This window comes from Arthrobacter crystallopoietes, from assembly GCF_002849715.1.
GTDB classification, from domain to species: Bacteria; Actinomycetota; Actinomycetes; order Actinomycetales; family Micrococcaceae; genus Crystallibacter; species Crystallibacter crystallopoietes.
Genome location: NZ_CP018863.1, coordinates 3,675,827 through 3,697,839 on the forward strand (window position 1 = coordinate 3,675,827; position 22,013 = coordinate 3,697,839).

Annotated in this window: 19 protein-coding genes and 1 tRNA gene; 14 read left to right on the forward strand and 6 right to left on the reverse strand. The window is 65.1% G+C overall.

From position 1 onward, the window contains the following. Positions 1-31: 31 nt before the first annotated feature. Genes AC20117_RS16995 through AC20117_RS17010 form a run of 4 tightly spaced genes read left to right on the forward strand, consistent with a single transcriptional unit; the run spans position 32 to position 3,938 of the window. Positions 32-1,738: a CTP synthase gene (locus tag AC20117_RS16995; protein ID WP_074703446.1), complete on the forward strand. Its 1,707-nt coding sequence runs from the start codon at positions 32-34 to the stop codon at positions 1,736-1,738. A 2-nt stretch (positions 1,739-1,740) separates the two neighbouring features. Continuing rightward, positions 1,741-2,424 carry an NUDIX domain-containing protein gene (locus AC20117_RS17000; protein WP_074702648.1) on the forward strand — a complete coding sequence of 228 codons (684 nt, stop codon included), beginning with the start codon at positions 1,741-1,743 and terminating at the stop codon, positions 2,422-2,424. A 6-nt stretch (positions 2,425-2,430) separates the two neighbouring features. Continuing rightward, positions 2,431-3,411: a site-specific tyrosine recombinase XerD gene (xerD, locus tag AC20117_RS17005; protein ID WP_074702647.1), complete on the forward strand. Its 981-nt coding sequence runs from the start codon at positions 2,431-2,433 to the stop codon at positions 3,409-3,411. Between the two features lie 38 nt (positions 3,412-3,449). Then, positions 3,450-3,938 carry an 8-oxo-dGTP diphosphatase gene (locus AC20117_RS17010; protein ID WP_074702646.1) on the forward strand — a complete coding sequence of 163 codons (489 nt, stop codon included), beginning with the start codon at positions 3,450-3,452 and terminating at the stop codon, positions 3,936-3,938. Between the two features lie 92 nt (positions 3,939-4,030). Here AC20117_RS17010 and AC20117_RS17015 read toward each other — a convergent pair whose 3' ends face one another. Genes AC20117_RS17015 through AC20117_RS17030 form a run of 4 tightly spaced genes read right to left on the reverse strand, consistent with a single transcriptional unit; the run spans position 4,031 to position 8,298 of the window. Then, positions 4,031-5,173, reverse strand: coding sequence for a bifunctional 2-methylcitrate synthase/citrate synthase (locus AC20117_RS17015; protein WP_074702645.1), 1,143 nt, complete (start codon positions 5,171-5,173; stop codon positions 4,031-4,033). 30 nt (positions 5,174-5,203) lie between these two features. Further along, positions 5,204-6,109: a methylisocitrate lyase gene (gene prpB / locus AC20117_RS17020; protein WP_074702644.1), complete on the reverse strand. Its 906-nt coding sequence runs from the start codon at positions 6,107-6,109 to the stop codon at positions 5,204-5,206. Further along, positions 6,110-7,645: an MmgE/PrpD family protein gene (locus AC20117_RS17025; protein WP_074702643.1), complete on the reverse strand. Its 1,536-nt coding sequence runs from the start codon at positions 7,643-7,645 to the stop codon at positions 6,110-6,112. Continuing rightward, positions 7,642-8,298 carry a GntR family transcriptional regulator gene (locus AC20117_RS17030; RefSeq protein WP_074702642.1) on the reverse strand — a complete coding sequence of 219 codons (657 nt, stop codon included), beginning with the start codon at positions 8,296-8,298 and terminating at the stop codon, positions 7,642-7,644. Before AC20117_RS17030 ends, AC20117_RS17025 begins: the two co-directional genes overlap by 4 nt. 186 nt (positions 8,299-8,484) lie before the next feature. On the opposite strand from AC20117_RS17030, the gene AC20117_RS17035 reads away from it, so the two are divergent. Continuing rightward, a complete protein-coding gene (locus tag AC20117_RS17035) occupies positions 8,485-10,383 on the forward strand; it encodes a propionyl-CoA synthetase (RefSeq protein ID WP_074702641.1) in 1,899 nt (632 codons plus the stop codon). Between the two features lie 17 nt (positions 10,384-10,400). Here AC20117_RS17035 and AC20117_RS17040 read toward each other — a convergent pair whose 3' ends face one another. Both AC20117_RS17040 and AC20117_RS17045 read right to left on the reverse strand, forming a co-directional pair. Then, positions 10,401-11,114 carry a response regulator gene (locus tag AC20117_RS17040; RefSeq protein ID WP_074702640.1) on the reverse strand — a complete coding sequence of 238 codons (714 nt, stop codon included), beginning with the start codon at positions 11,112-11,114 and terminating at the stop codon, positions 10,401-10,403. After that, complete coding sequence (locus AC20117_RS17045) at positions 11,107-12,804, reverse strand: sensor histidine kinase (protein WP_074702639.1); 1,698 nt, start codon at positions 12,802-12,804, stop codon at positions 11,107-11,109. Before AC20117_RS17045 ends, AC20117_RS17040 begins: the two co-directional genes overlap by 8 nt. A 124-nt stretch (positions 12,805-12,928) precedes the next feature. Here AC20117_RS17045 and AC20117_RS17050 point away from each other — a divergent pair, with 124 nt between their 5' ends. From AC20117_RS17050 to AC20117_RS17090, 9 genes are all read left to right on the forward strand, one after another. Continuing rightward, positions 12,929-14,338 carry a cation:dicarboxylate symporter family transporter gene (locus tag AC20117_RS17050; protein ID WP_074702638.1) on the forward strand — a complete coding sequence of 470 codons (1,410 nt, stop codon included), beginning with the start codon at positions 12,929-12,931 and terminating at the stop codon, positions 14,336-14,338. Positions 14,339-14,607: 269 nt separating this feature from the next. Then, positions 14,608-15,495 (forward strand): ParA family protein, encoded by an 888-nt coding sequence (locus tag AC20117_RS17055; protein WP_074702637.1) that lies wholly within the window; start codon positions 14,608-14,610, stop codon positions 15,493-15,495. Beyond that, entirely contained in the window at positions 15,495-16,415 is a 921-nt protein-coding gene (locus tag AC20117_RS17060) for a segregation and condensation protein A (protein WP_083339877.1), read from the forward strand. The genes AC20117_RS17055 and AC20117_RS17060 overlap by 1 nt, the downstream gene beginning before the upstream one ends. Further along, positions 16,408-17,040, forward strand: a complete 633-nt coding sequence (scpB, locus tag AC20117_RS17065) for an SMC-Scp complex subunit ScpB (RefSeq protein WP_074702636.1) — start codon at positions 16,408-16,410, stop codon at positions 17,038-17,040. The genes AC20117_RS17060 and scpB overlap by 8 nt, the downstream gene beginning before the upstream one ends. Before the next feature lie 31 nt (positions 17,041-17,071). Next, the gene (locus AC20117_RS17070; protein WP_074702635.1) at positions 17,072-18,184 is read left to right on the forward strand and encodes a pseudouridine synthase; all 1,113 of its coding nucleotides are present in this window, start codon (positions 17,072-17,074) and stop codon (positions 18,182-18,184) included. A 3-nt stretch (positions 18,185-18,187) separates the two neighbouring features. Then, on the forward strand, positions 18,188-19,306 hold the full coding sequence (locus tag AC20117_RS17075; RefSeq protein ID WP_074702634.1) for a prephenate dehydrogenase: 1,119 nt from the start codon (positions 18,188-18,190) through the stop codon (positions 19,304-19,306). Next, positions 19,303-20,007, forward strand: a complete 705-nt coding sequence (cmk, locus tag AC20117_RS17080) for a (d)CMP kinase (RefSeq protein WP_074702633.1) — start codon at positions 19,303-19,305, stop codon at positions 20,005-20,007. The genes AC20117_RS17075 and cmk overlap by 4 nt, the downstream gene beginning before the upstream one ends. Positions 20,008-20,133: 126 nt before the next feature. Further along, on the forward strand, positions 20,134-21,690 hold the full coding sequence (gene der, locus AC20117_RS17085) for a ribosome biogenesis GTPase Der (protein WP_074702632.1): 1,557 nt from the start codon (positions 20,134-20,136) through the stop codon (positions 21,688-21,690). A gap of 88 nt (positions 21,691-21,778) precedes the next feature. Beyond that, positions 21,779-21,852: transfer RNA gene (locus tag AC20117_RS17090), tRNA-Pro, on the forward strand. Positions 21,853-22,013 lie beyond the last annotated feature (161 nt).

Here is a 22,013-nt window from a genome sequence, read left to right on the forward strand (position 1 = left end):
AGCGGTTCTGGCAGTCGGAGCCGCTGGAAAGGTGATAGGCTCGAATTCCGTGGTGCAGCGAACAAATTCCCGGTTTTCCAAGTCGTCCAAGACGACCAAACATATCTTCGTCACCGGTGGCGTGGCGTCTTCTCTCGGGAAGGGTCTGACAGCTTCCAGCCTCGGACACCTGCTCCGGGCGCGTGGTCTCTCCGTGACCATGCAGAAACTGGATCCCTATCTGAACGTGGATCCGGGCACGATGAACCCCTTCCAGCACGGCGAAGTCTTCGTCACCGACGACGGCGCCGAAACGGACCTGGACATCGGGCACTACGAGCGCTTCCTGGACGAGAACCTGGACGGGCTGGCCAACGTGACAACGGGCCAGATCTACTCCACGGTCATCGCGAAGGAACGCCGCGGCGAGTACCTCGGGGACACCGTCCAGGTCATTCCCCACATCACCGATGAAATCAAGCGCCGGATGCGTCTGCCCGCCGAGGGCAAGAAGGCGCCGGACGTCATCATCACCGAAATAGGCGGCACCGTCGGCGACATCGAGTCCCAGCCGTTCCTCGAATCCGCCCGCCAGGTCCGGCAGGACGTCGGACGCAACAACGTCTTCTTCCTGCATGTCTCGCTGGTGCCCTACATCGGCCCGTCGCAGGAACTGAAGACCAAGCCGACGCAGCACTCCGTGGCGGCTTTGCGCTCCATCGGCATTCAGCCGGATGCCATTGTTATCCGTTCGGACCGCGAAGTTCCGGAGGCCATGCGGGAGAAGATCGGCCGCATGTGCGACGTGGACGCGGACGCCGTGATCGGCTGCCCGGACGCCCCGAGCATTTACGACATCCCCAAGACCCTGCACGCCCAGATGCTGGACGCATACATCGTCCAGCACCTGGATCTGAAGTTCAAGGACGTGAACTGGACCAAGTGGGACCGGTTGCTGGAAGCCGTCCACAATCCGAAGCACGAGATCGAGATCGCCCTGGTTGGGAAGTACATCGACCTGCCGGACGCCTACCTTTCCGTGACGGAAGCGCTGCGTGCGGGCGGCTTCGCCAACCAAACAAAGGTCAAGATCCGCTGGGTGCCCTCCGATGACTGTGCCACAGCGGAAGGCGCCGCCAGGTCGCTGGCCGGCGTACACGCCATCTGCGTGCCGGGAGGCTTCGGCATCCGCGGTCTGGAAGGGAAACTGGGCGCGCTGAAATACGCCCGGGAACGCAAGCTGCCAACGCTGGGCCTGTGCCTGGGCCTGCAGTCCATGGTGATGGAATACGCGCGCAACGTGGTCGGTTTGGAGGACGCCTCGTCCACCGAGTTCGATCCCGATACCAAGCACCCGGTGATCGCGACCATGGAAGAACAGCTGGAGATCGTCGAGGGCAAGGGCGATCTTGGCGGCACGATGCGGCTGGGGCTTTACGAGGCCGCGCTCAAGGGCGGCTCCGTGGTTGCCGATACCTACGGCTCCACGAAGGTCAGCGAACGCCACCGCCACCGCTACGAGGTGAACAACAAGTACCGGGAGCAGCTGGAAGCGGCGGGTCTCGTGTTCTCCGGTACGTCGCCGGATGGCAAGCTGGTGGAATTCGTCGAGCTGCCCAAGAAGGTGCACCCGTACTACGTGTCGACCCAGGCGCACCCGGAACTGAGCTCCCGTCCGACCCGGCCGCATCCGCTGTTCGCGGGCCTGGTTGCCGCGGCGCTCAACCACGGCAAGCCGGTCTCGAAAGCCGGAGCCTAGCCATGTCCGCTGCCGGTCCGAAGGTGTTTGCCGACCAGCCTGATCCGCGCACGCTTGTTGCTTCCGAGACGCTGTACGAGGGCCGGATCTGGAACGTCGTCAGCGATACCTTCAGCCTCACCGGCGACGCCGAGGACGTCCTGGTCCGCGACTACATTGCCCACCCGGGCGCGGTAGCCGTGGTGGCCATGGACGACCACGGCCGCATCCTGCTCCTGAAGCAGTACCGGCAGCCGGTCCGGATGTCCCTGTGGGAGATCCCGGCCGGCCTGCTGGATGTCGAGGGCGAGGACTTTGTGGTTGCGGCTGCCCGGGAGCTGGCCGAGGAAGCGGACCTCGCGGCCGGCCGCTGGGACGTGCTGGTGGATTTCTTCAATTCACCGGGCTCGTCGAGCGAAGCCATCCGCATCTACCTGGCCCGAGACCTGACTGAAGTGCCCGAAGCCGACCTGCACACACGGACGGACGAAGAAGCAGAAATCGAGCACCTGTGGGTGGATCTCGACGACGCCGTCCAGGCTGTGATGGCAGGGCGCCTGCACAATCCGTCGGCCGTGGCGGGCGTACTGGCTGCCGCCGAAGCGTCACGGCGCGGGTTTGAAGCGCTCCGTCCGGCCGACGCACCCTGGCCGGAGCATCCCTCGCAGCGGCACCGCCCGGCGCCGGCCGCCGGGACGGGGCAGTGAGTTTGTATGGCCGGAAGCGTGCAGGCCGCCACCACGGCCGGTGATCAAGGAACGACGGCGCTGGGCAGAGCCATATCGGACTACCTGCAGCACATGGCCGTTGAACGCGGCCTGGCGGCCAATACGGTGGCCGCCTACCGCCGGGACCTGAAGCGGTACCAGCACTTCCTGGAACAGCGGTCGGTCGATGATCCGGCGAAGATCAGCCGGCATGACGTCACTGCGTTCGCGCAGGTTCTCTCCGATGGATCGGACGGCGCGTCGGCCCTAAGCGTCCGTTCCGCGGCTCGGACCATCGTCGCGGTGCGCGGCCTGCACAAGTTCTGGAGCCTGGAGGGAATCAGCGCCACGGATCCGGCCACCGACGTCCACCCGCCGATGCCGGGTAAACGCCTGCCCAAGGCCATCTCGGTCGGCGAAGTTACCCGGATTCTGGAAGCGGTCAGCACCGAAACGCCCACCGGCCAGCGCGACCGGGCGCTGCTCGAATTCCTCTACTCAACCGGCGCGCGCATCAGCGAGGCGGTCGGCCTCGACGTCGATGACGTGAGTGTCGAAACCATCGACGAGGGCCCCGTCGTCGTACGCCTGCTGGGCAAGGGTTCCAAGGAGCGGCTGGTACCGCTGGGGTCCTATGCTGCCAAAGCCGTTGACGACTATCTGGTGCGCGCCCGGCCGGGCATCGTTGCCAAAGGCCGCGGCACGCCCGCGCTTTTCTTGAACGCCCGTGGCGGCCGGCTGAGCCGCCAGAGCGCCTGGACCATCCTGAAGACGGCGGCTGAGAAGGCCGCCATTGGCAGGGACGTCTCACCGCACACGCTGCGGCATTCGTTTGCAACCCACCTGCTTGAAGGCGGCGCGGATGTGCGCGTGGTGCAGGAACTGCTGGGCCACGCGTCGGTCACCACCACGCAGGTGTACACGCTGGTCAACGCAGACACGTTGCGCGAGGTTTACGCCGCCGCCCATCCACGGGCGCTGGGCTAGTACGGCAAGCCGTACGTTGGGAAGGATAGACTCGGCTCATGACTGACGTGGCCGTGGCTCTGTGCTTCCTGGTGCAGGAAAAGGACGGCGGACTTGCGGTACTGCTGGGCCACAAGAAGTCCGGTTTCGGTACCGGCAAGGTCGTCGGGGTCGGCGGCAAACTCGAGCCGGGGGAGACCGCGCCGGAGGCCGCCTGCCGCGAGGTTATGGAAGAGACAGGCGTGAGGGTCCGGCAGGAGGACCTGGAACCTGCGGGACGGATCCTGTTCGACTTTCCGTCGCAGCCGCTCTGGAACATGGATGCAGCGCTATTCGTCGCGCGCCGCTGGTCCGGCGAACCGGCAGAATCCGAGGAGATAATGCCGGAATGGTTCGGGCTGGACGCGCTGCCGCTGGCGCTCATGTGGCACGACGCCGGCACATGGCTGCCCATGGCACTCACCGGGGCGATGCCCAACTTCCGCATCGTGCTCAACGACGACAATGAAACCGCGGCAAGGTTCGATCCGCTGGAGCCGCTCCCGTAAAGCCGGCGCTCTGCAGCAAGCCATGGAACTACCCGCAACGCAGGATGCCCGCCGTACTTCCGGCGGGCATCCTGCGTTACGGCTGTTATCGGTCAGAGCGAACGCTGGTCCGGTCCGTTGTACTCGCTCAGCGGACGGATCAGGGAGTTGGCTTCACGCTGCTCCATGATGTGTGCCGTCCACCCGGTGATGCGGGCGGCGACGAACAGCGGAGTGAACGTCTGCGTGTCGAAGCCCATCAGGTGGTACGTCGGTCCGGCCGGATAGTCCAGGTTGGGCTTGATGTTCTTCTTCTCGGCCATGGCCGATTCCAGCGCCGTGTACAACTCGGCCAGGTCCGGCCTGTTGTAGTAGGCGATCATCTTGTCCAGGGCCGCTTTCATGGTCGGGACACGCGAATCACCCTTCTTGTAGACACGGTGTCCGAACCCCATGATCTTCTTTTTGGTGGCCAAGGCGTCCTCCAGCCATGCCTGCGCGCGCCGGGTGATGTCGCCGCCTTCGGTGCCGATCTCTTCGAAGGTATCCATGACCGCCTCATTGGCGCCGCCGTGGAGCGGGCCCTTGAGCGCGCCGATGGCCCCGGTGACCGCGGAATGAAGATCGGCCAGGGTCGAGGTGATGACGCGCGCCGTGAACGTCGAGGCGTTGAACGAGTGCTCTGCGTAGAGGATCATCGAGACGTTGAAGGCCTCGATCACCTCGGGGGCGGCTTCCTCGCCGAAGGTCATGTAGAGGAAGTTGGCCGAGTAGTCCAGATCTTCGCGGGGCTCGACGACGTCCTGGCCGCGACGGCGGCGCTGGTCATAGGCAACCACGGCGGGGAATGCGGCGAAGAGGTCCTTGGCCTTGGCCAGGTTGGCTTCCGGCGACGAGTCCTCCGAGCGCGGATGCCGTGCCCCGATGACGCTCGCCGCCGTCCGGCACACGTCCATGGGGTGGGACGAAGTGGGCAGCGTATCGATGACGGACTTGACCACCGGGTCCAGCGCCCGCCCGGAGCGCTCGTGGGCAGTGAACTCCGCCAGCTCCGCGTTGGTAGGAAGTTCACCGTGCCAGAGCAGATACGCGACCTGCTCGAAACTGCACTGGGCTGCCAGATCCTGGACCGGATAACCGCGGTAGAGCAGGGAGTTGGTCTCCGCGTTGACTTTGGAAATGCGGGTGGTGTCGGCGACGACGCCGGCAAGTCCCTTGTGGATCTGCGGTGCTTCTGTGGTTGCTTCGCTGGTCATAGCGACTCCTTTATCAAGACAGCGATGCCGTCAGTGTTGTCCGGGTACCTGGAAGTTGAAGACCGAAGTGTCGAAGTGGTTATAAGCTTCATAATCCACCAATTCGTACAAACGTGCACGGGTCAGCATGTTTTCCACGTCGGTTTGCTGCGATCCCTTGGCCTTGATGGTGTCCAGGGTGCGTTCCGTGGCGCCCATCGCGCTGCGCAGCAGAGTGACGGGATAGATGACAATGTTGACGCCGGCAGAGGCTAGTTGCTCGGTGGTGAACAGTTCGCTCTTGCCGAATTCGGTCATGTTTGCCAGCACCGGTACGTCCACCGCGTCGCGGATGGCCTGGAACTCCTCGAGGTTGCGCATCGCTTCGGGGAAGATGGCGTCGGCACCGGCATCCACCAGGGCCTTGGCACGGTCCTGCGCTGCCTCGATGCCGTCCACGGCCCGGATATCGGTCCGGGCCATGATCAGGAAGTTCGGATCGCGGCGCGCATCGGCCGCAGCGCGGATGCGCTTGGTGGCCGTCTCCAGATCCACTACATTCTTGCCGTCGAGGTGGCCGCAGCGCTTCGGATTGAACTGGTCCTCGATGTGGCAACCGGCCAGCCCGGCGTTTTCCAGTTCCTGGATGCTGCGGGCCACGTTCATGGGCTCGCCGAAGCCGGTGTCGGCGTCCACGATCGCCGGCAGCTCGGTCATCCGGGCGATCTGTCCTGCCCGGGTAGCCACTTCGGTCAGTGTGGTCAGCCCGATATCGGGCAGGCCCAGGTCATTGGCCAGAACGGCGCCGGAAATGTAGACGCCGTTGAAGCCCTTCTCCTCGATCAGCCGTGCGGACAGCGGGTTGAAAGCGCCGGGAAACTGCTGGATGGTGCCCGAGGCCAGGCCTTCGCGCAGCGCTACCCGCTTCTGCTCGGGGGTGGTTTTCGCGTACAGCATTTAGAAAATCCCCTTCGGTCCGGCGCTTAGATCGATGACGCCGTCGGCGGCCGCGATGTTGAGCTGGTCCAGCTCGCCCGCGCCAAGTTCGGGCAGACGTTCGACGGCGGCGAGGAACCTATCGATTTCGGCCTCCTCCACCAGGCGGTTGCCGTTCTGGCCGGCAGCCAATGTGCGCAGTTTGTTGATGTACTGCTCGCGGGCAAACGGGCGGGCGCCCAGCGGGTGGGCATCGGCAACGGCAATCTCATCCACAATGGTGCTGCCGTCCTTGAGCGTGATCTCCACGCGGCCGCCGAAGGCCTTTTCGCTGATGTCCAGCGAATGGTAGCGGCGGGTCCATTCCTGGTCTTCCTCGGTGGTCACCTTGTGCCAGAGGTCCACGGTATCGGCACGTCCGGCACGCTCCGGGCTGTAGGAATCGACGTGGTGCCACTTTCCGTCCTGCAGGGCGACAGTGAAGATGTACGGGATGGAGTGGTCCAGCGTTTCCCGCGAGGCCTTCGGATCGTACTTCTGCGGGTCGTTCGCGCCGGAGCCAATGACATAGTGCGTGTGGTGCGAGGTATGGATGACGATCTTGTCCACATTCGCCGGATCCGTTGCTTCCGGGTGCTCGCTGTGCAGCTTGCGGGCCAGATCGATCAGGGCCTGGGCCTGGTATTCGGCCGAGTGCTCCTTGGTATAGGTGTCGAGGATGGCACGCTTGGCTTCGCCGTCGGCGGGCAGCGGCACCTCGTAGGCGGCCTCGGGTCCGTCGAGCATCCAGGCGATGACGCCGTCTTCGCCTTCGTAGATCGGCACCGGCGAGGTTTGGCCGCGCATGGCCCGGTCAACAGCTTCCACGGCCATCTTGCCGGCGAACGCCGGTGCGTGGGCCTTCCACGTGGAGATCTCGCCCTTGCGGGACTGGCGGGTCGCCGTCGTCGTATGCAGTGCCTGGCCCACGGCCTGGAAGATGGTTTCGACGTCGAGACCCAGCAGGGTGCCGATGCCGGCCGCGGCGGACGGGCCGAGGTGGGCGACGTGGTCGATCTTGTGCTTGTGCAGGCAAATGGCCTTCACCAGATCCACCTGGATTTCGTAGCCGGTGGCGATCCCGCGCACGAGGTCGCGTCCGTTGGCGCCGGTGTGCTGCGCGACGGCGAGAATGGGCGGAATGTTGTCGCCCGGGTGGGAGTATTCGGCGGCGAGGAAGGTGTCGTGGTAGTCCAGTTCGCGCACGGCGACACCGTTGGCCCAGGCAGCCCACTCCGGCGAGGTCTTGCCGGCCACGCCGTAGATTCCTGCCCCGTTGCCGTTCGCCGAGACCGGGTGGCTCAGTGCCTGCGAACGGGCGGCCACGATCGGGCCGCGGTTCAACGAGGCAACGGCCACGGAGGCGTTGTCGATGATGCGGTTGATGACCATGTCGGTCACCTCGTCGCTGACTTCCACCGGGTCGACGGCGACCTTGGCGATCTTGTAGGCAAGCTGGTCCTGCCGCGGAAGGTTCTCTTCGCTGCGGTAAACGCGGACTTTGTGGTTGACGGTCATGAGGCTGTCCTCTCGGCTGACGGTTGGGTGGTTTTGAGATGTTCAAGGCTTTGGTGCAGGTGTACTGCGGTGGCCGCTGCGGCGAGCTGGCCGTCCCCGGCGGCGATGGCCCCGGCGATGTTGGCGTGCTCCGTGGCTGCTGCCAGCAGGCGTTCGGGATTGTCTTTGGCCAGGCGGCGGATCCGGACCAGATGGACCCGCAGGTTCTTCAGCGCCTGCAGCAGGTAGGCGTTGCCGATGGCCTCATCGATGGCCCGGTCCAGCCGGCCCACGAGAGCGTAGTAGTCATGGCGGGCAGGATCATCCCCGCGCAGTAACTGGGCTGCCGAGGCGAACTCCTGCTGCAGGCGCTTGAAGACTGCCGGATCCCCGCGCCGTGCCGCCAGAGACGCGGCCTGGCACTCCAGCGCGGTGCGCAGTTCGAAGAGTTCGGCAGCGGTATCGAGCGAGATGGCCGTGACGACGACGCCGCGGCCGCTGTGCGGGGCGGCCAGGCCTTCGGCAGTCAGCCGTCCGAGCGCTTCACGCAGGGGAGTGCGGGAAACCCCCAGCCGCTCGGCCTGTTCCACTTCCCCGAGGACGGTACCCGGCGGCAACCGCCATTCGACGATGTCCTCCCGCAAGGCCCAATAGGCACGTTCGCTGGCACGCATTGGCACCTCCCGTTCTGCAGGGTCGTGGTGAATTTGAATACAGCACCAGTGTATACACAGCAGGGCAGGAAGCAAGGGTTGACGAGACTTTTTCGGCAAATCGGTCGAGAAATGTATACAGGACTCTTGTTTGCTACAGACTTTGGCCGATAGTATGGCGAGCATCACATTGAAGCTTCGAAAGGGATCAGCGTGGACAGCTACCGCACTATGTACGAGGCCAGTTGCGATGAGCCGGAGAAGTTCTGGCTCGACGCAGCCTCGGCCATTCAGTGGGACCAGGCGCCTGCCCGGGCGCTCGACGACGGCAACCCGCCGATCTACCGTTGGTTTCCGGACGGTGAGCTCAACACCAGCGTCAACGCTTTGGACCGCCATGTTGCCGCCGGCCGCGGCGGGGATACAGCACTGATCTACGATTCGGCGATGCTGGGGCTGCAGCGCAGGTACACCTACCAGGAACTGCTGTCCGAGGTTGAGCGCTTCGCCGGGGTACTCCGAGACAGGGGTGTCGGGCAGGGCGACCGGGTCATCATCTACATGCCCATGATTCCCGAAGCCACCGTGGCCATGTTGGCGGTAGCCCGGCTCGGAGCGGTCCATTCCGTGGTGTTCGGCGGCTTTGCGGCACAGGAACTCGCCGCCCGGATAGATGATGCACGCCCCTCCGCCATTGTGACCACCAGCGGGGGAATCGAACCGTCGCGCCGGATCGAGTACCTGCCGGCGGTCGCCGAAGCCATCGCGCTCGCAGGCCACGCCGTTCCCGATGTGATTGTTAAAGCGCGGGAGGGTTTCCAACACACCGTCGAGGACTTCGCGGCCGTAGGCGCGGTGTGGCAGGACTGGGACGCACTGGCAGCAACAGCCGAGCCGGCCGGGCCGGTGTCCGTCAAGGCGACCGACCCGCTCTACATCCTCTATACCTCCGGTACCACCGGCGCCCCGAAGGGCGTGGTGCGGGACAACGGCTCCCATGCGGTGGCGATGGCGTGGTCGATGAAGAACATCTACAACGTTGGCCCGGGCGATGTCATGTGGACCGCTTCCGACGTCGGGTGGGTCGTGGGGCACTCCTACATCGTTTATGGGCCACTGATCGCCGGGGCCACCACCGTGCTCTACGAGGGCAAGCCGGTCGGGACTCCGGATGCCGGCGCATTCTGGCGTGTGGTGCAGGACCATGGTGTGGATGTTCTCTTTACCGCCCCCACTGCGCTGCGGGCCATCCGCAAGGCCGACCCTGCGGCCGAGCTGGTCAAGGACTATGACATCTCTTCCCTGCGGACACTGTTTGCGGCGGGGGAGCGGCTGGATCCGGAGACCTATGAGTGGATTTCGGCTGCCTTGCAGGTGCCGGTCATCGACCATTGGTGGCAGACGGAGACCGGCTGGGCCATCGCCGCCAATCCGCTTGGCGTGGAGCAGCTTCCGGTCAAGGCCGGATCGCCCACCGTGCCGGTGCCGGGATACCGCTTGGAAATCGTCGACGCCGGTGGGCAGCCGGTGCCACCCGGTACCGAAGGCAACATCGTGCTGCGGCTCCCGCTGCCGCCGGGGACCCTTACAACGTTGTGGGGCAACGACGAGCGGTACATCCGGTCCTACCTGGACATCTTCGACGGCTACTACACGACGGGGGACTCCGGCTACCTGGACGAGGACGGCTATCTGTTCGTGATGGGCCGCACCGACGACGTCATCAACGTCTCCGGCCACCGGCTGTCCACCGGGGCAATGGAACAGGCGGTCGCGCGGCATCCGGTGGTGGCCGAGTGCGCCGTCGTCGGTATTGCCGATGACCTGAAGGGACAGCGTCCCAGCGGGTTTGTGGTACTCAAGGCCGGCAGCGAGATGGCGCAGGACCAACTTCAGCGGGAACTGGTGGACCTGGTGCGCTCGCAGATCGGGCCGGTCGCGGATTTCAAGGAGATCCGCATCGTGTCCGCACTGCCCAAGACGCGGTCAGGCAAGATCCTGCGTAAGACCATGCGGCAGATTGCCGACGGCGAAGCATACACCGTGCCTTCCACCATCGAGGATCCGCTGGTGATTGACGACCTCGTGCGCCTGCTGCGGTCCTAGCCCGGCGCTCGCCGGCCTCAGGCCCGGCGCCAGGTGTACTCGAATTCCGGCCGTCCCCGCGTTCCGTAGCGGGGAGACCGGATAGCGGCGTTCTGCTCGGCAAGGTGCTCCAGGTACCGGCGGGCGGTCACCCGGGACATGCCCAGCTGTTCGGTGACTTCTACCGCCGAGATGGGGGACTGGCTGCTTTTCAGCAGCGTGATGACGCTTTGCAGGGTCTCTTCGGAAAAACCCTTGGGCAGGGTAGCCGCGGCCGGGGTGCGCAGTGCGGCGAAGGCGCGGTCCACGGCCTCCTGGGTGGTGGCGCTGCCGTGCTGGGCCAGGCTGTCGCGGAACTGCCGGTAGTGATGGAGTTTGTCGCTGAACGCCGCGAAGGTGAACGGCTTGATCAGGTACTGCGCAATGCCGGAGGAAATGGCCTTGCGGACAATCGGCAGCTCCCGGACCGCGGTCACGGCGATGATTTCCACCGGCAAGCCGGAACCGCGGATTCTGCGCAGGATGTCCAGACCGTGCAGATCCGGCAGGTTCATGTCCAGCAGCACCAGATCGACGGCGACGGCGGACTCCTGCTGCCTTCCGGGGGACAGCCCCAGGAGCGCCAGGGCCTCGGAACCCGTGCGTGCGACACCGGCGAGCTGGAAGCCGTCGATCCGCCGGACATACTCCGCATGGGCGGCGGCTGCTACGGATTCGTCTTCAACCACGAGGACGCGGATGGGATCAAGCATTGGTGCCTCCGGTTTCCTCTCCCGCGGCCGCCGGCTGGACCGGAAGCAGTGGCAGCGACACGGTGAATACGGCTCCATCCTCATTGTCCACGGTCAGTTGCCCGCCCAATCTCTTGACGGCTTGGCGCACCAAGGCCAGGCCCACGCCGCGGCGCCTGCCGCCGTCGGCCTTGGAGCTAAAGCCAAGGCTGAAAATCTTCTCCAGCTCCGATTCCGGAATCCCCGGCCCGCTGTCATGAACCTCGATCCATAATTCTTCGGCGGTGCTGAGGAAGTCTATCGAGACTTCCCGGCGCTCCGAGCCTGAGACGGCATCAAAGGCGTTATCCAGCAGGTTGCCCACGATGGTCACGAGCGCGGCCGGATCGAGGCCGGCGCGGGCTCCGGCAGGCACCGTTTCGGTGCCGAAGGCAGTGTCCGCCGTGATGTTGAGCTCGATGCCGCGCTCGTTGGCCTGCGCTGCCTTACCCACCAGCAATGCCGAAATGAAGGGTTCGTCGACGGCGGAGACCACCTTGTCCGTCAGCTGCTGCGACTGCTGCAGGTCGCGGGCCGCGAACTCAATCGCATCGCTGTCCCTGCCCAGTTCGATCAGCGACACGATGGTGTGCAGCCTGTTGGAGTGCTCGTGCGTCTGGGCCCGGAGCGCGTCGGCGAGGGTGTGCATGGATTCCAGTTCGCCGGCCAAGGACTGGACCTCGGTCCGGTCGCGCAAGGTTGCCACGGTTCCCAGCGGTGCGGCCGGCTTTGCCGCACGGCTTCCTGCCGCGGCACCGGGGGTTCGCGTCCGTTGCGGCGGGCGCACGGCAGGGTCCTGGCTGACGACCAGCACCTGGTCATCGGTCACAAGCACCTCTTCGCGCGCAACGCGGCCGCTGAGCAGCAGCTCTTTCAGCGGCTGCGGGATCTTCAGGGCGGCGATGTCCAGGGCCGGGCCTCCCGGCGGCCTGGGCGGCAGGTTCAGCAGCCGGGCCGCCTGGTCGTTGTAGAGCACCAGCTGTCCGCCAGGATCGACCAGGACCACGCCTTCGCGGACCGAATGCAGGACCGAATCGTAGAAGATGAAAATTCTGGACAGCTGCTCCGGGCCCCAGCCCAAGGTGGCCCGGTTCAGGTACCGGCTGAGGAGCCAGGAGGCCACCGACGACGCCGCCATGACGGCCACGGCAGTGAGGATCACGAAGGGGAGCCGGGCAGCAATGGCCACCGAGACATTGGTGACCGTGACACCGGTGGCCACCATCCCATGCACGGTGCCTTCCTCGTCCTGGATCGGCACAATCGCCCGGACCGACGGGCCCAGCGTGCCGGCAACGGTTTCGGTCCAGATCTCGCCTCTTAGCGCCTGCTCGGTGCTGCCGATGTACGTCCTGCCTATCTCGGCGGGATCCGGATGGGTGAAGCGGGTGCCGTCGGGAGCCATGATCGTGATGAAGTCCACCGAGGCATCGTGCATGATGTCGCGTGCATACGGCTGCAGGGCCGAGGTCGGATTGGGCGACTGGACCGCTTCGAGGACAAAGGGGCTGGCCGCGATGGTCACGGCGACGGACCGCATGCGCTGTTCGGCGCGGCTGTAATTCTGGTCCCGTGCGTCGAGGAACAAAACCGTGGCCACCACTGCCGTCAGCACCGTCAGGAAAATGAGCTGGCCGGCGAATATCCGCGCCGCGAGGCTCCAGCTCTTCATGCGTTTTCCTTTCGGTCTGCGAACAGTATGAACGTAATGGTGATGGGAGTCACTGTGACCGGCAACATGGTTTCGAACGCTCCGCCAGCCCCGGCGGCACCTCACCTTCCAAAAGGAGCAACCCATGGCATCGACGCTGAAGGTTCCCCAGACTGAGCCAAAGCCCAAAAAGGACAAGAAGGATAAAACGCACTTTCTCTACATCGCGGTAATCGTAGCCGTTGTGCTCGGTGCCGTGCTCGGTTTGGTCGCCCCCGACTTTGCCCAGTCGCTCAAGCCCATCGGCACCGCGTTCATCGGGCTGATCAAGATGATGATCGCCCCGGTCATCTTCTGCACCATTGTGCTCGGCGTCGGTTCGATCGCCAAAGCCGCTACGGTCGGCAAAGTCGGCGGGATGGCGTTGGGCTACTTCATGCTCATGTCCACCTTTGCCTTGGGCCTCGGCCTGGTTGTCGGCAACCTGATCCATCCGGGCGAGGGCCTGGACATTTCGGGCACCGGCTACGAGGTGGAAGCCACCGAGAGCCACGGCACCGTGGACTTCCTGCTGGGGATCATCCCCACGACCCTGCTGTCCTCGCTGACGGTAGGCAACATCCTGCAGACCCTGTTCATCGCGTTGATCGTCGGTTTCGCGCTGCAGAAGATGGGCCCGGCAGGCAAGCCGATCCTGCGCGGCATCGGACACATCCAGACGCTCGTGTTCCGCATCCTCATCATGGTCATGTGGCTGGCTCCGGTCGGTGCCTTCGGCGCCATTGCTGCAGTGGTCGGCGCCACCGGCGTCCAGGCCATCATCAGCATGGCCACCCTCATGATCGGCTTCTACATCACATGTGTCCTCTTCATTGCCGTGGTGCTGGGCCTGATCCTGAAGCTCTGCACCGGGGTCAATATCTTCAAGCTGATGAAGTACCTCGGCCGCGAGTACCTGCTGATCTTCTCCACTTCGTCTTCCGAGGCCGCGCTGCCCCGCCTGATCGCAAAGATGGAACACCTGGGCGTTTCCAAGCCGGTGGTCGGCGTGACGGTTCCGACCGGCTACTCCTTCAACCTGGACGGCACCGCCATCTACCTGACCATGGCATCGCTCTTTGTGGCTACGGCAATGGGCACGCCGCTTGAACTCGGGGAGCAGATCTCGCTGCTGGTCTTCATGATCATCGCCTCCAAGGGTGCCGCCGGTGTCACCGGTGCCGGCCTCGCCACCCTGGCCGGCGGTCTGCAGAGCCACCGGCCGGACCTGGTCGACGGCGTGGGTCTCATCGTCGGCATCGACCGCTTCATGTCCGAAGCCCGCGCCCTGACCAATTTCACCGGCAACGCGGTGGCTACGGTGCTGATCGGCACGTGGACCAAGGAAATCGACCGTCCCCGCGTGGACGAAGTCCTGGGCGGGCGGCTTCCCTTCGATGAAGCGACGATGAATGCCGACCACGTGTCGGAAGAAACCGCCGAGGACCTTCCGGAACGAGTCCGCGAGGCAGCGGAACCGGCACGCGACACAGAGCTCGCCGCCTCCCGCCAGTAGTAGTCCTGCCCCACGGAGCCCGCGATCCCGCGGTTCCACCACGACGGCGGTGCGTGCCTTCCCGGCGCGTGTCGCCGTCGGCGTTTTATCGGTCCCTTTCTGCAAATTCTGCCGATTCCACAAGGAGCAGGGAGTGTAAACCTTAGACCTCTACTTGAAGCTAAAGGCTCGCCGGTGACGCATGGCATATTCGGGAAATGACAGCATCGTGACTGTAACCTTGTCTGGAAGAAGAACAGCCGCGAAACGATGGAAGCTGGGATAGATACGTGAGTAGCGAACAGGGTTCGACGACTCTGCAGGAAGCGGAAGACGCGGTCATGGGCCCCACCGGCCGGCCGCTCACTGAATTTCCCGAGCCGTCCGTGCTGACTTCACACGGACCCGCCCGGATCATTGCCATGGTCAACCAGAAGGGCGGCGTCGGCAAGACCACGTCGACCATCAATCTGGGTGCCGCGCTGGCCGAGGCCGGGAGGCGTGTCCTGCTGGTGGATTTCGATCCCCAGGGAGCCCTTTCCGCAGGACTGGGCACCAATCCGCATGAACTGGACCTCACGGTTTACAACGTCCTGATGGACCGCAAGGCGGACATCCAGGAGGCCATCCAGAGCACCGAGTTCGAAAACATTGATCTCCTGCCGGCCAACATCGACCTCTCCGCGGCGGAAGTCCAGTTGGTCAACGAGGTCGCCCGCGAACAGGTGCTGGACCGGGCGCTGCGCAAGGTCGAAGACGATTACGACGTCATCCTGATCGACTGCCAGCCCTCGCTGGGCCTGCTCACCGTCAACGCCCTTACCGCTGCCCACGGCGTGATCATCCCGCTGATCTGCGAGTTCTTCGCCCTGCGGGCTGTGGCACTGCTGGTGGAGACCATCGAGAAGGTGCAGGACCGGCTCAACCCGCGCCTGCAGATCGACGGCGTGCTCGCCACCATGTACGACGCCCGCACCCTGCATAGTCGCGAAGTTATCGGCCGGCTGCTGGAGGCCTTTGGCGACAAGGTCTTCGAGACCGTCATCAAGCGCACCATCAAATTTGCCGACGCCACGGTGGCCGCGGAGCCGATCACCACCTATGCCGGTAACCACGCGGGGGCCGGGGCCTACCGCCAGCTGGCCAGGGAGCTGATCGCCCGCGGCGGCGCACCCTGATGACTGATGCGGGACCGGCGGCGGAAGCGCCGACGGAACCGCAGGCCGAGGGCCGCCCCGGTTTCGAAGTCCGGCTGGACAATTTCACCGGCCCTTTCGACCTGCTGTTGGGCCTCATTTCCAAACATGAGATGGATATCACCGAGGTCGCACTGGCCCGGGTCACGGACGAGTTCATTTCCTACATCCGGCGCCTGCAGGACTCCGGCCAGGACTGGGCGCTGGACGAAGCCAGCGAATTCCTCGTCATCGGCGCGACCTTGCTGGATCTCAAGGCAGCACGGTTGCTGCCCACTGGCGAAGTGGAAGATGACGAGGACATCGCCCTGCTCGAAGCCAGGGACCTGCTCTTTGCGCGACTGCTGCAGTACAAGGCATTCAAACAGATCGCAGCGATGATGGGCCGCCGGCTTGAGGAAGAAGCCGCCCGCTACCCGCGCCAGGTCAGCCTGGAGCCGCAGTTCGCCGCGCTGCTGCCGGAGTTAATCTGGCGGACGTCGCTGGCGGATTTCGCCAAACTTGCGGCCAAGGCACTGGAGCCGAAAGCGCCGAAGCCCACCGAGGTGGGGCTGGCGCACCTGCATGCTCCTGCCGTCAGCGTGAAGGAGCAGGCGGCCATCATCGCGGACCGTCTCCAAGATGGCGGGCCGCTGTCCTTCCAGGCACTGACCGCGGATGCTGCCGACACCGCCGTGGTGGTCGCGCGCTTCCTGGCCCTGCTGGAGATGTTCCGCGACACGGTCATCGCCTTTGAGCAGGCGTCGCCGCTGGGGGAGCTGAGCGTGCGCTGGACCGGACCCGACAGGGACTGGAGTACCGAACGGCTCAGCGAGGAATACGAAGATGTGCCGATGCCCGCGGCCGTCCCCGGGGACGGACCCGGGCCGGCCGAGGCCGGAGAGGAGGGGCAGGATGACTGACGGAGCCGACGCCGCGCACCTGGCTGCAGACGAATCCGGCGCGGATCTCCAGGCCCTCCCCGGCGGACCTCGTGCCGCCCTCGAAGCGGTACTGATGGTCATCGATGAGCCGGCCACCGACGTCGAACTCGCCACCGCCCTGGGTTTGCCGGTAGCCGCCGTCCGGACGCTGCTGAAAGAGCTCCAAAGGGATTACGACGGCGGCGGCTCACCGGACGGTGCACCGCGGGGATTTGAACTGCGCAGCATTGCCGGCGGTTGGCGGATCTTCTCACGCAGTGATTTTGCCGACATCGTGTCCGGCTTCATTCTGGAGGGACAGACTGCCCGTTTGACCCAGGCCGCGCTGGAGACGCTGGCCGTCATTGCCTACCGCCAGCCGGTGTCCAGGGCCCGGGTTTCGGCCATCCGCGGAGTGAATGTGGACTCGGTGGTGCGGACCCTCGTCCAGCGTGGTCTGATTGAGGATGCGGGCACGGATCCGGAGACAGGAGGCCTCCTGTACAAGACCACCTCGTATTTTCTGGAAAGATTGGGTATAGGAAATGTTTCCGAGCTGCCCAAACTGGCACCGCATCTGCCGGGGCTGGAAAATTTGGCAGACATCGACGACTCCGATATCTAAGACTGACTCTCGCTAGTTCTAAGGACAGACCATGACACAGGCGCCCCGATCCGGTTCCGGCCGCAACAACCCACGCGGCGGCGGCAAGGGCCCCCGGCAGTCAGGCAAACCCGGTGGCGGTTTCTCCGGCGGCGCCGGCAAGGGCCGCTCCGGGAAGTCCTTCGGCAAGCCGCAGGACGGACCCCAGGCCGGCAAACCGCGCCCCGGCCAGTCCGCCGGCGCCAAGCCCGGCTCAGCCGCAGGCCGCAAGCCCGGTGCCCCCGCCGGCCGCAAGCCCGGCCCCAACGCCGCCTCCGCCGGTCCGCGCCCGTACGGCAAGGAGCGTTTCGGTCAGAACCTCGGTCCGGTGAGCAACCGCCCGAAGAAGGCCAAGACGCCCAGAACCGGACACGGCGAGACCTCCGATCAGCATGATCCGCAGGGCGTGCGGTTGCAGAAGGTGCTCGCCGGTGCCGGCGTTGCCTCGCGCCGCGTCTGCGAAGACATGATTGAAGCCGGCCGCGTGGAGGTCGACGGCGTTGTCGTCACCGAACTTGGTGTGCGGGTAGACCCCGCCACGGCCGTGATCCATCTGGACGGCATGCGGATCCAGACCGACGAGTCGCTGGTTTACTACGTCTTCAACAAGCCCAAGGGTGTTGTCTCGACCATGGAGGATCCGGAAGGCCGCCCCTGCGTCAGCGACTACCTGAAGAAGAACAAGGACCAGCGCCTGTTCCACGTGGGCCGGCTGGACCAGGCCACCGAGGGTCTGCTGCTGCTGACCAACGACGGCGAACTGGCCAACCGCCTGACGCACCCGTCCTACGAGGTACCCAAGACGTACCTGGTCCAGGTGCGCGGTCCGATGGCCCACGGCATCGGTGCCCAGATGAAGGACGGCATTGAGCTCGAGGACGGCGTGGCCAAGGTGGATTCGTTCCGCTTGGTGGATTCGACCCCGGGACACGTTTTGGTGGAGGTTGTGCTGCACTCGGGCAAGAACAGGATTGTGCGCCGGCTTTTCGACGCCGTTGGACATCCGGTGGTGCGGTTGGTCCGCACCCAGGTGGGCCCGATCAGGCTGAACGACCAGCGGCAGGGCACCATCCGTGCCTTGGGCAGGACGGAAATCGGTCACCTGCTGGCAACGGTAGGGATGTAGAGCTTGAATCCTGCACACCTACAGGCCACCCATCTCTCGGGTCCGGTTCTGGTCATCGGTACCGGTCTGCTCGGCGCCAGCATCGGACTCGGTCTGCGCGCCCGCTCCGTCGACGTCGTCCTCTCGGATCCCTCGCCCTCGGCACAGGCCGTGGCCCAGGACATTGGCGCCGGCCGGGCTTTGGACCCGGGGGAGGAGCTGTCCCCGCAGCTTGTCGTCGTCGCCTCCCCTCCGGACGTGACCGCCCGGGTGGTTTCGCAGGCGCTGCGGGACTACCCGTCCGCCGTCGTCGTTGATATTGCCAGCGTCAAGGCCTCCGTGCTCAGCGAACTGCAGCAGGACCCGGCGCTGGAACCGGCGGATCTTGCGCGCTATATCGGCACGCATCCAATGGCGGGACGGGAAAAGTCCGGCCCGGTGGCGGCCCGCGGCGAACTGTTCACCTCCATGCCCTGGGTCCTGTGCCCCAACGAGCAGACCAGCGCCGTCGCCTTGAAGACGGCTCAGGCGCTGGCCATTGATCTTGGCGCCGTGGTCTCGAAGATGTCCGTGGACGAACATGATGCCTCGGTAGCCCTGATCTCGCACCTGCCGCAGGTGATGTCCTCGCTGCTGGCCAGCCGGCTGCAGGACACCGAACCGCATGCCCTTTCCCTTGCCGGGCAAGGGCTGCGCGATGTCACCCGCATCGCCGCCAGCGACCCTGCCCTCTGGGTGCAGATCCTGGGCGCTAACGCCGCGAAACTGGTCAAGATCCTCTACGGCGTGCGTGAGGATCTGAACCGGCTGATCGGCACCCTGGAGCATCCGGAGGCTACCGGTGCGCGGCTGGATCTCGCGCAGCTGATCAGTGAGGGGAACGCGGGCCAGGCCCGGATTCCAGGCAAGCACGGCGCTCCGCCGCAGTCGTTCGCCTGGCTGACCGTGCTGGTTGATGACCGGCCCGGGCAGATTGCACAGCTGCTGACGGAGATCGGCGAGGTGGGCATCAACCTCGAGGATCTGCGGCTGGACCACTCCTCCGGGCAGGACGTGGGTATGGTGGAAATTTCCGTCCTGCCCAGCAGACGGCAGGAACTTATCGACTACTTGGATTCGCACGGATGGAAGGTACTGCAATGAGCTCGGCTGCTACGGATATGAGGCACTACCGGCTGGGGAAACCACTGGTGGTGGCCATCGACGGGCCGTCCGGTTCGGGCAAATCCAGCGTCAGCCGGGAAACCGCCCGCCGGCTGCACGCGGCGTATCTGGATACGGGCGCTATGTATCGTGCGGTGACCTGGCATTGCCTCGATACCGGCGTGGACCTGCAGGAAGCCGCTTCCGTCGAGAAGGCCAGCCGCGAAGTGGACCTGAAGATCAGCACGGATCCTGACCATGAACTGGTCAGTGTGGATGGCACGGATGTGACCTTGGCCATCCGCGAACCCAGCATCTCCTCGGCGGTCAGCGCCGTGGCTACTACGCTGGGCGCCCGGGCCGAGCTCATCCGCCGCCAGCAGCAGATCATCGCGGACTCGGGCCGGCGCATCGTTGCCGAAGGCCGTGACATTACCACCGTGGTGGCCCCGGATGCCGAGGCCCGCATCCTGCTCACCGCCAGCGAAGAAGCCCGGCTGCGCCGGCGCGGTATCCAGCTCGGCGGAACCCAGGGCGATGCGCAGCTGCAGGAACAGGTGCTGACCCGGGACGCGAAGGACTCCACGGTGGTCAACTTTCACGAAGCCGCCGACGGCGTGTTCACCGTGGACTCCTCCGACCTGGACTTCGAGGAAACCGTCGAGGCCGTTCTCGCCGCGGTCCGCAGCGCCGCGCACTGACCTGCACGAAAACCGGTCCTCACGACGGCCCTGCTGGCATACACCGTCACGGTTGAATCCGCCAGCGTGTTTCAATGGACACTGCGGCAGAACCGATCCACATGCATTAACAGAAGGACAGCGACCATGAGCGCCACACAATCCGGCAACGGGCCCACCGGAGACGGATATACCGGCAGCGAGTACGAGCCCGCCGGCGAAGACAACATCGCCGAGCGTCTCGAGGAAATCGACGACGCCGAGGCGGAGCAGCGCGCGCAGTCACTGCGTGCCGGGCTGGCGGACTATGAGCTGGACGAAGAGGACGCCGCCCTTCTGGCCGGAATGGACCAGGACTTCGACGAGGATGCACCAAAACGCGTAGACCCCGTCCTCGCCATCCTCGGCCGCCCCAACGTGGGCAAGTCCACCCTGGTCAACCGCATCCTGGGCCGCCGCGAGGCCGTTGTCGAGGACACGCCCGGCGTTACCCGCGACCGCGTGACCTACGCCGCGCATTGGAGCGGCCGCAACTTCACTCTTGTCGATACCGGCGGCTGGGAGCACGATGCCAAGGGCATCCATGCCCGGGTGGCCGAACAGGCCGAGATCGCCGCAGACATGGCCGACGCCGTGCTGCTGGTCGTGGATGCCAATGTCGGCGCAACGGCCACGGATGAGTCCGTGGTCCGCATGCTCCGGCGCAAGAAGAAGCCTGTCATCCTGGTCGCCAACAAGGTCGACGACATGGCCCAGGAAGCCGATGCCTCCACATTGTGGGGACTTGGCTTCGGAGAGCCGTACCCGGTTTCGGCACTGCACGGCCGCGGTACCGCCGACATGCTCGACGCCGTCATGGATGTCCTGCCTGAGTTCTCCGCATACGGGGGACTGGAACGCACCGGCGGGCCGCGGCGCGTGGCCTTGATCGGCCGGCCGAACGTCGGCAAGTCTTCGTTGCTGAACAAGCTGGCCGGGAGCGAACGAGTTGTGGTGGACCCGCAGGCCGGAACCACCCGCGACCCGGTGGACGAAATGATTGAGCTCGGCGGACGGACCTGGCGGTTCGTGGACACCGCAGGTATTAGGCGCCGGGTCCACATGCAGCAGGGCGCGGACTTCTACGCCTCGCTGCGGACGCAGTCCGCGTTGGAGAAGGCGGAGGTCGCCGTCGTTCTTCTGGCGGTGGACGAGGTGCTCAGCGAGCAGGACGTACGCATCCTGCAGCTGGCCATCGACTCAGGCCGGGCATTGGTGCTCGCGTTCAACAAATGGGATCTGCTCGACGACGAACGACGCCGCTATTTGGAACGCGAAATCGAGCAGGACTTGGCTCACGTGGACTGGGCACCGCGGGTCAATATCTCCGCCAAGACCGGATGGCACAAAGACCGCTTGGTGCCGGCACTCGACACGGCCTTGGAGTCATGGGACAGGCGCATCCCAACCGGACGGCTCAATGCGTTCCTCGGCGAGCTGGTGGCCGCCCATCCGCACCCGGTGCGTGGCGGCAAACAGCCCCGCATCCTTTTCGGCACCCAGGCCTCAAGCCGGCCGCCGAAGTTTGTGCTGTTCACCACAGGATTCCTGGATCCCGGCTACCGCCGCTTCATCACCCGCCGTCTGCGCGAGACGTTTGGCTTCGAGGGCACGCCCATCGACGTCGCCATGCGAGTACGCGAAAAGCGCAGCCGCCAGCGTTAAGTAACGCCGGGCACGGGTGGTAATCGCAGGCCAAAAAATGCTGTAAGGTATTTGAGGTAGTTCAGCCGGGCAGGCCCCGGCGGGACAACGGGTTGTGGCGCAGCTTGGTAGCGCACTTGACTGGGGGTCAAGGGGTCGCAGGTTCAAATCCTGTCAACCCGACAGTGAAAGGGCCGCTGGCTAGTAGAAATACTGGTCAGCGGCCCTTTTTCGTATCCGGAATAAGTGCCTGGTGAGGAGCACCTGCACCTCTGCCCCGGCGATCGGCCGTCATACCCGTGTGCAGGTCGGGCCGGTTGGTGACCTGCGACCGTCGAGCGAGG

Bases quoted from the DNA above. Each gene is read 5' to 3' on its own strand.
- AC20117_RS17045 (WP_074702639.1), bottom strand. From the start codon at position 12,804: ATGAAGAGCTGGAGCCTCGCGGCGCGGATATTCGCCGGCCAGCTCATT.
- AC20117_RS17010 (WP_074702646.1), top strand. From the start codon at position 3,450: ATGACTGACGTGGCCGTGGCTCTGTGCTTCCTGGTGCAGGAAAAGGAC.
- xerD (WP_074702647.1), top strand. From the start codon at position 2,431: ATGGCCGGAAGCGTGCAGGCCGCCACCACGGCCGGTGATCAAGGAACG.
- prpB (WP_074702644.1), bottom strand. From the start codon at position 6,109: ATGCTGTACGCGAAAACCACCCCCGAGCAGAAGCGGGTAGCGCTGCGC.
- scpB (WP_074702636.1), top strand. From the start codon at position 16,408: ATGACTGACGGAGCCGACGCCGCGCACCTGGCTGCAGACGAATCCGGC.
- AC20117_RS17015 (WP_074702645.1), bottom strand. From the start codon at position 5,173: ATGACCAGCGAAGCAACCACAGAAGCACCGCAGATCCACAAGGGACTT.
- AC20117_RS17030 (WP_074702642.1), bottom strand. From the start codon at position 8,298: ATGCGTGCCAGCGAACGTGCCTATTGGGCCTTGCGGGAGGACATCGTC.
- AC20117_RS17050 (WP_074702638.1), top strand. From the start codon at position 12,929: ATGGCATCGACGCTGAAGGTTCCCCAGACTGAGCCAAAGCCCAAAAAG.
- AC20117_RS17040 (WP_074702640.1), bottom strand. From the start codon at position 11,114: ATGCTTGATCCCATCCGCGTCCTCGTGGTTGAAGACGAATCCGTAGCA.
- AC20117_RS17070 (WP_074702635.1), top strand. From the start codon at position 17,072: ATGACACAGGCGCCCCGATCCGGTTCCGGCCGCAACAACCCACGCGGC.
- cmk (WP_074702633.1), top strand. From the start codon at position 19,303: ATGAGCTCGGCTGCTACGGATATGAGGCACTACCGGCTGGGGAAACCA.
- AC20117_RS17060 (WP_083339877.1), top strand. From the start codon at position 15,495: ATGACTGATGCGGGACCGGCGGCGGAAGCGCCGACGGAACCGCAGGCC.
- AC20117_RS17000 (WP_074702648.1), top strand. From the start codon at position 1,741: ATGTCCGCTGCCGGTCCGAAGGTGTTTGCCGACCAGCCTGATCCGCGC.
- der (WP_074702632.1), top strand. From the start codon at position 20,134: ATGAGCGCCACACAATCCGGCAACGGGCCCACCGGAGACGGATATACC.
- AC20117_RS17025 (WP_074702643.1), bottom strand. From the start codon at position 7,645: ATGACCGTCAACCACAAAGTCCGCGTTTACCGCAGCGAAGAGAACCTT.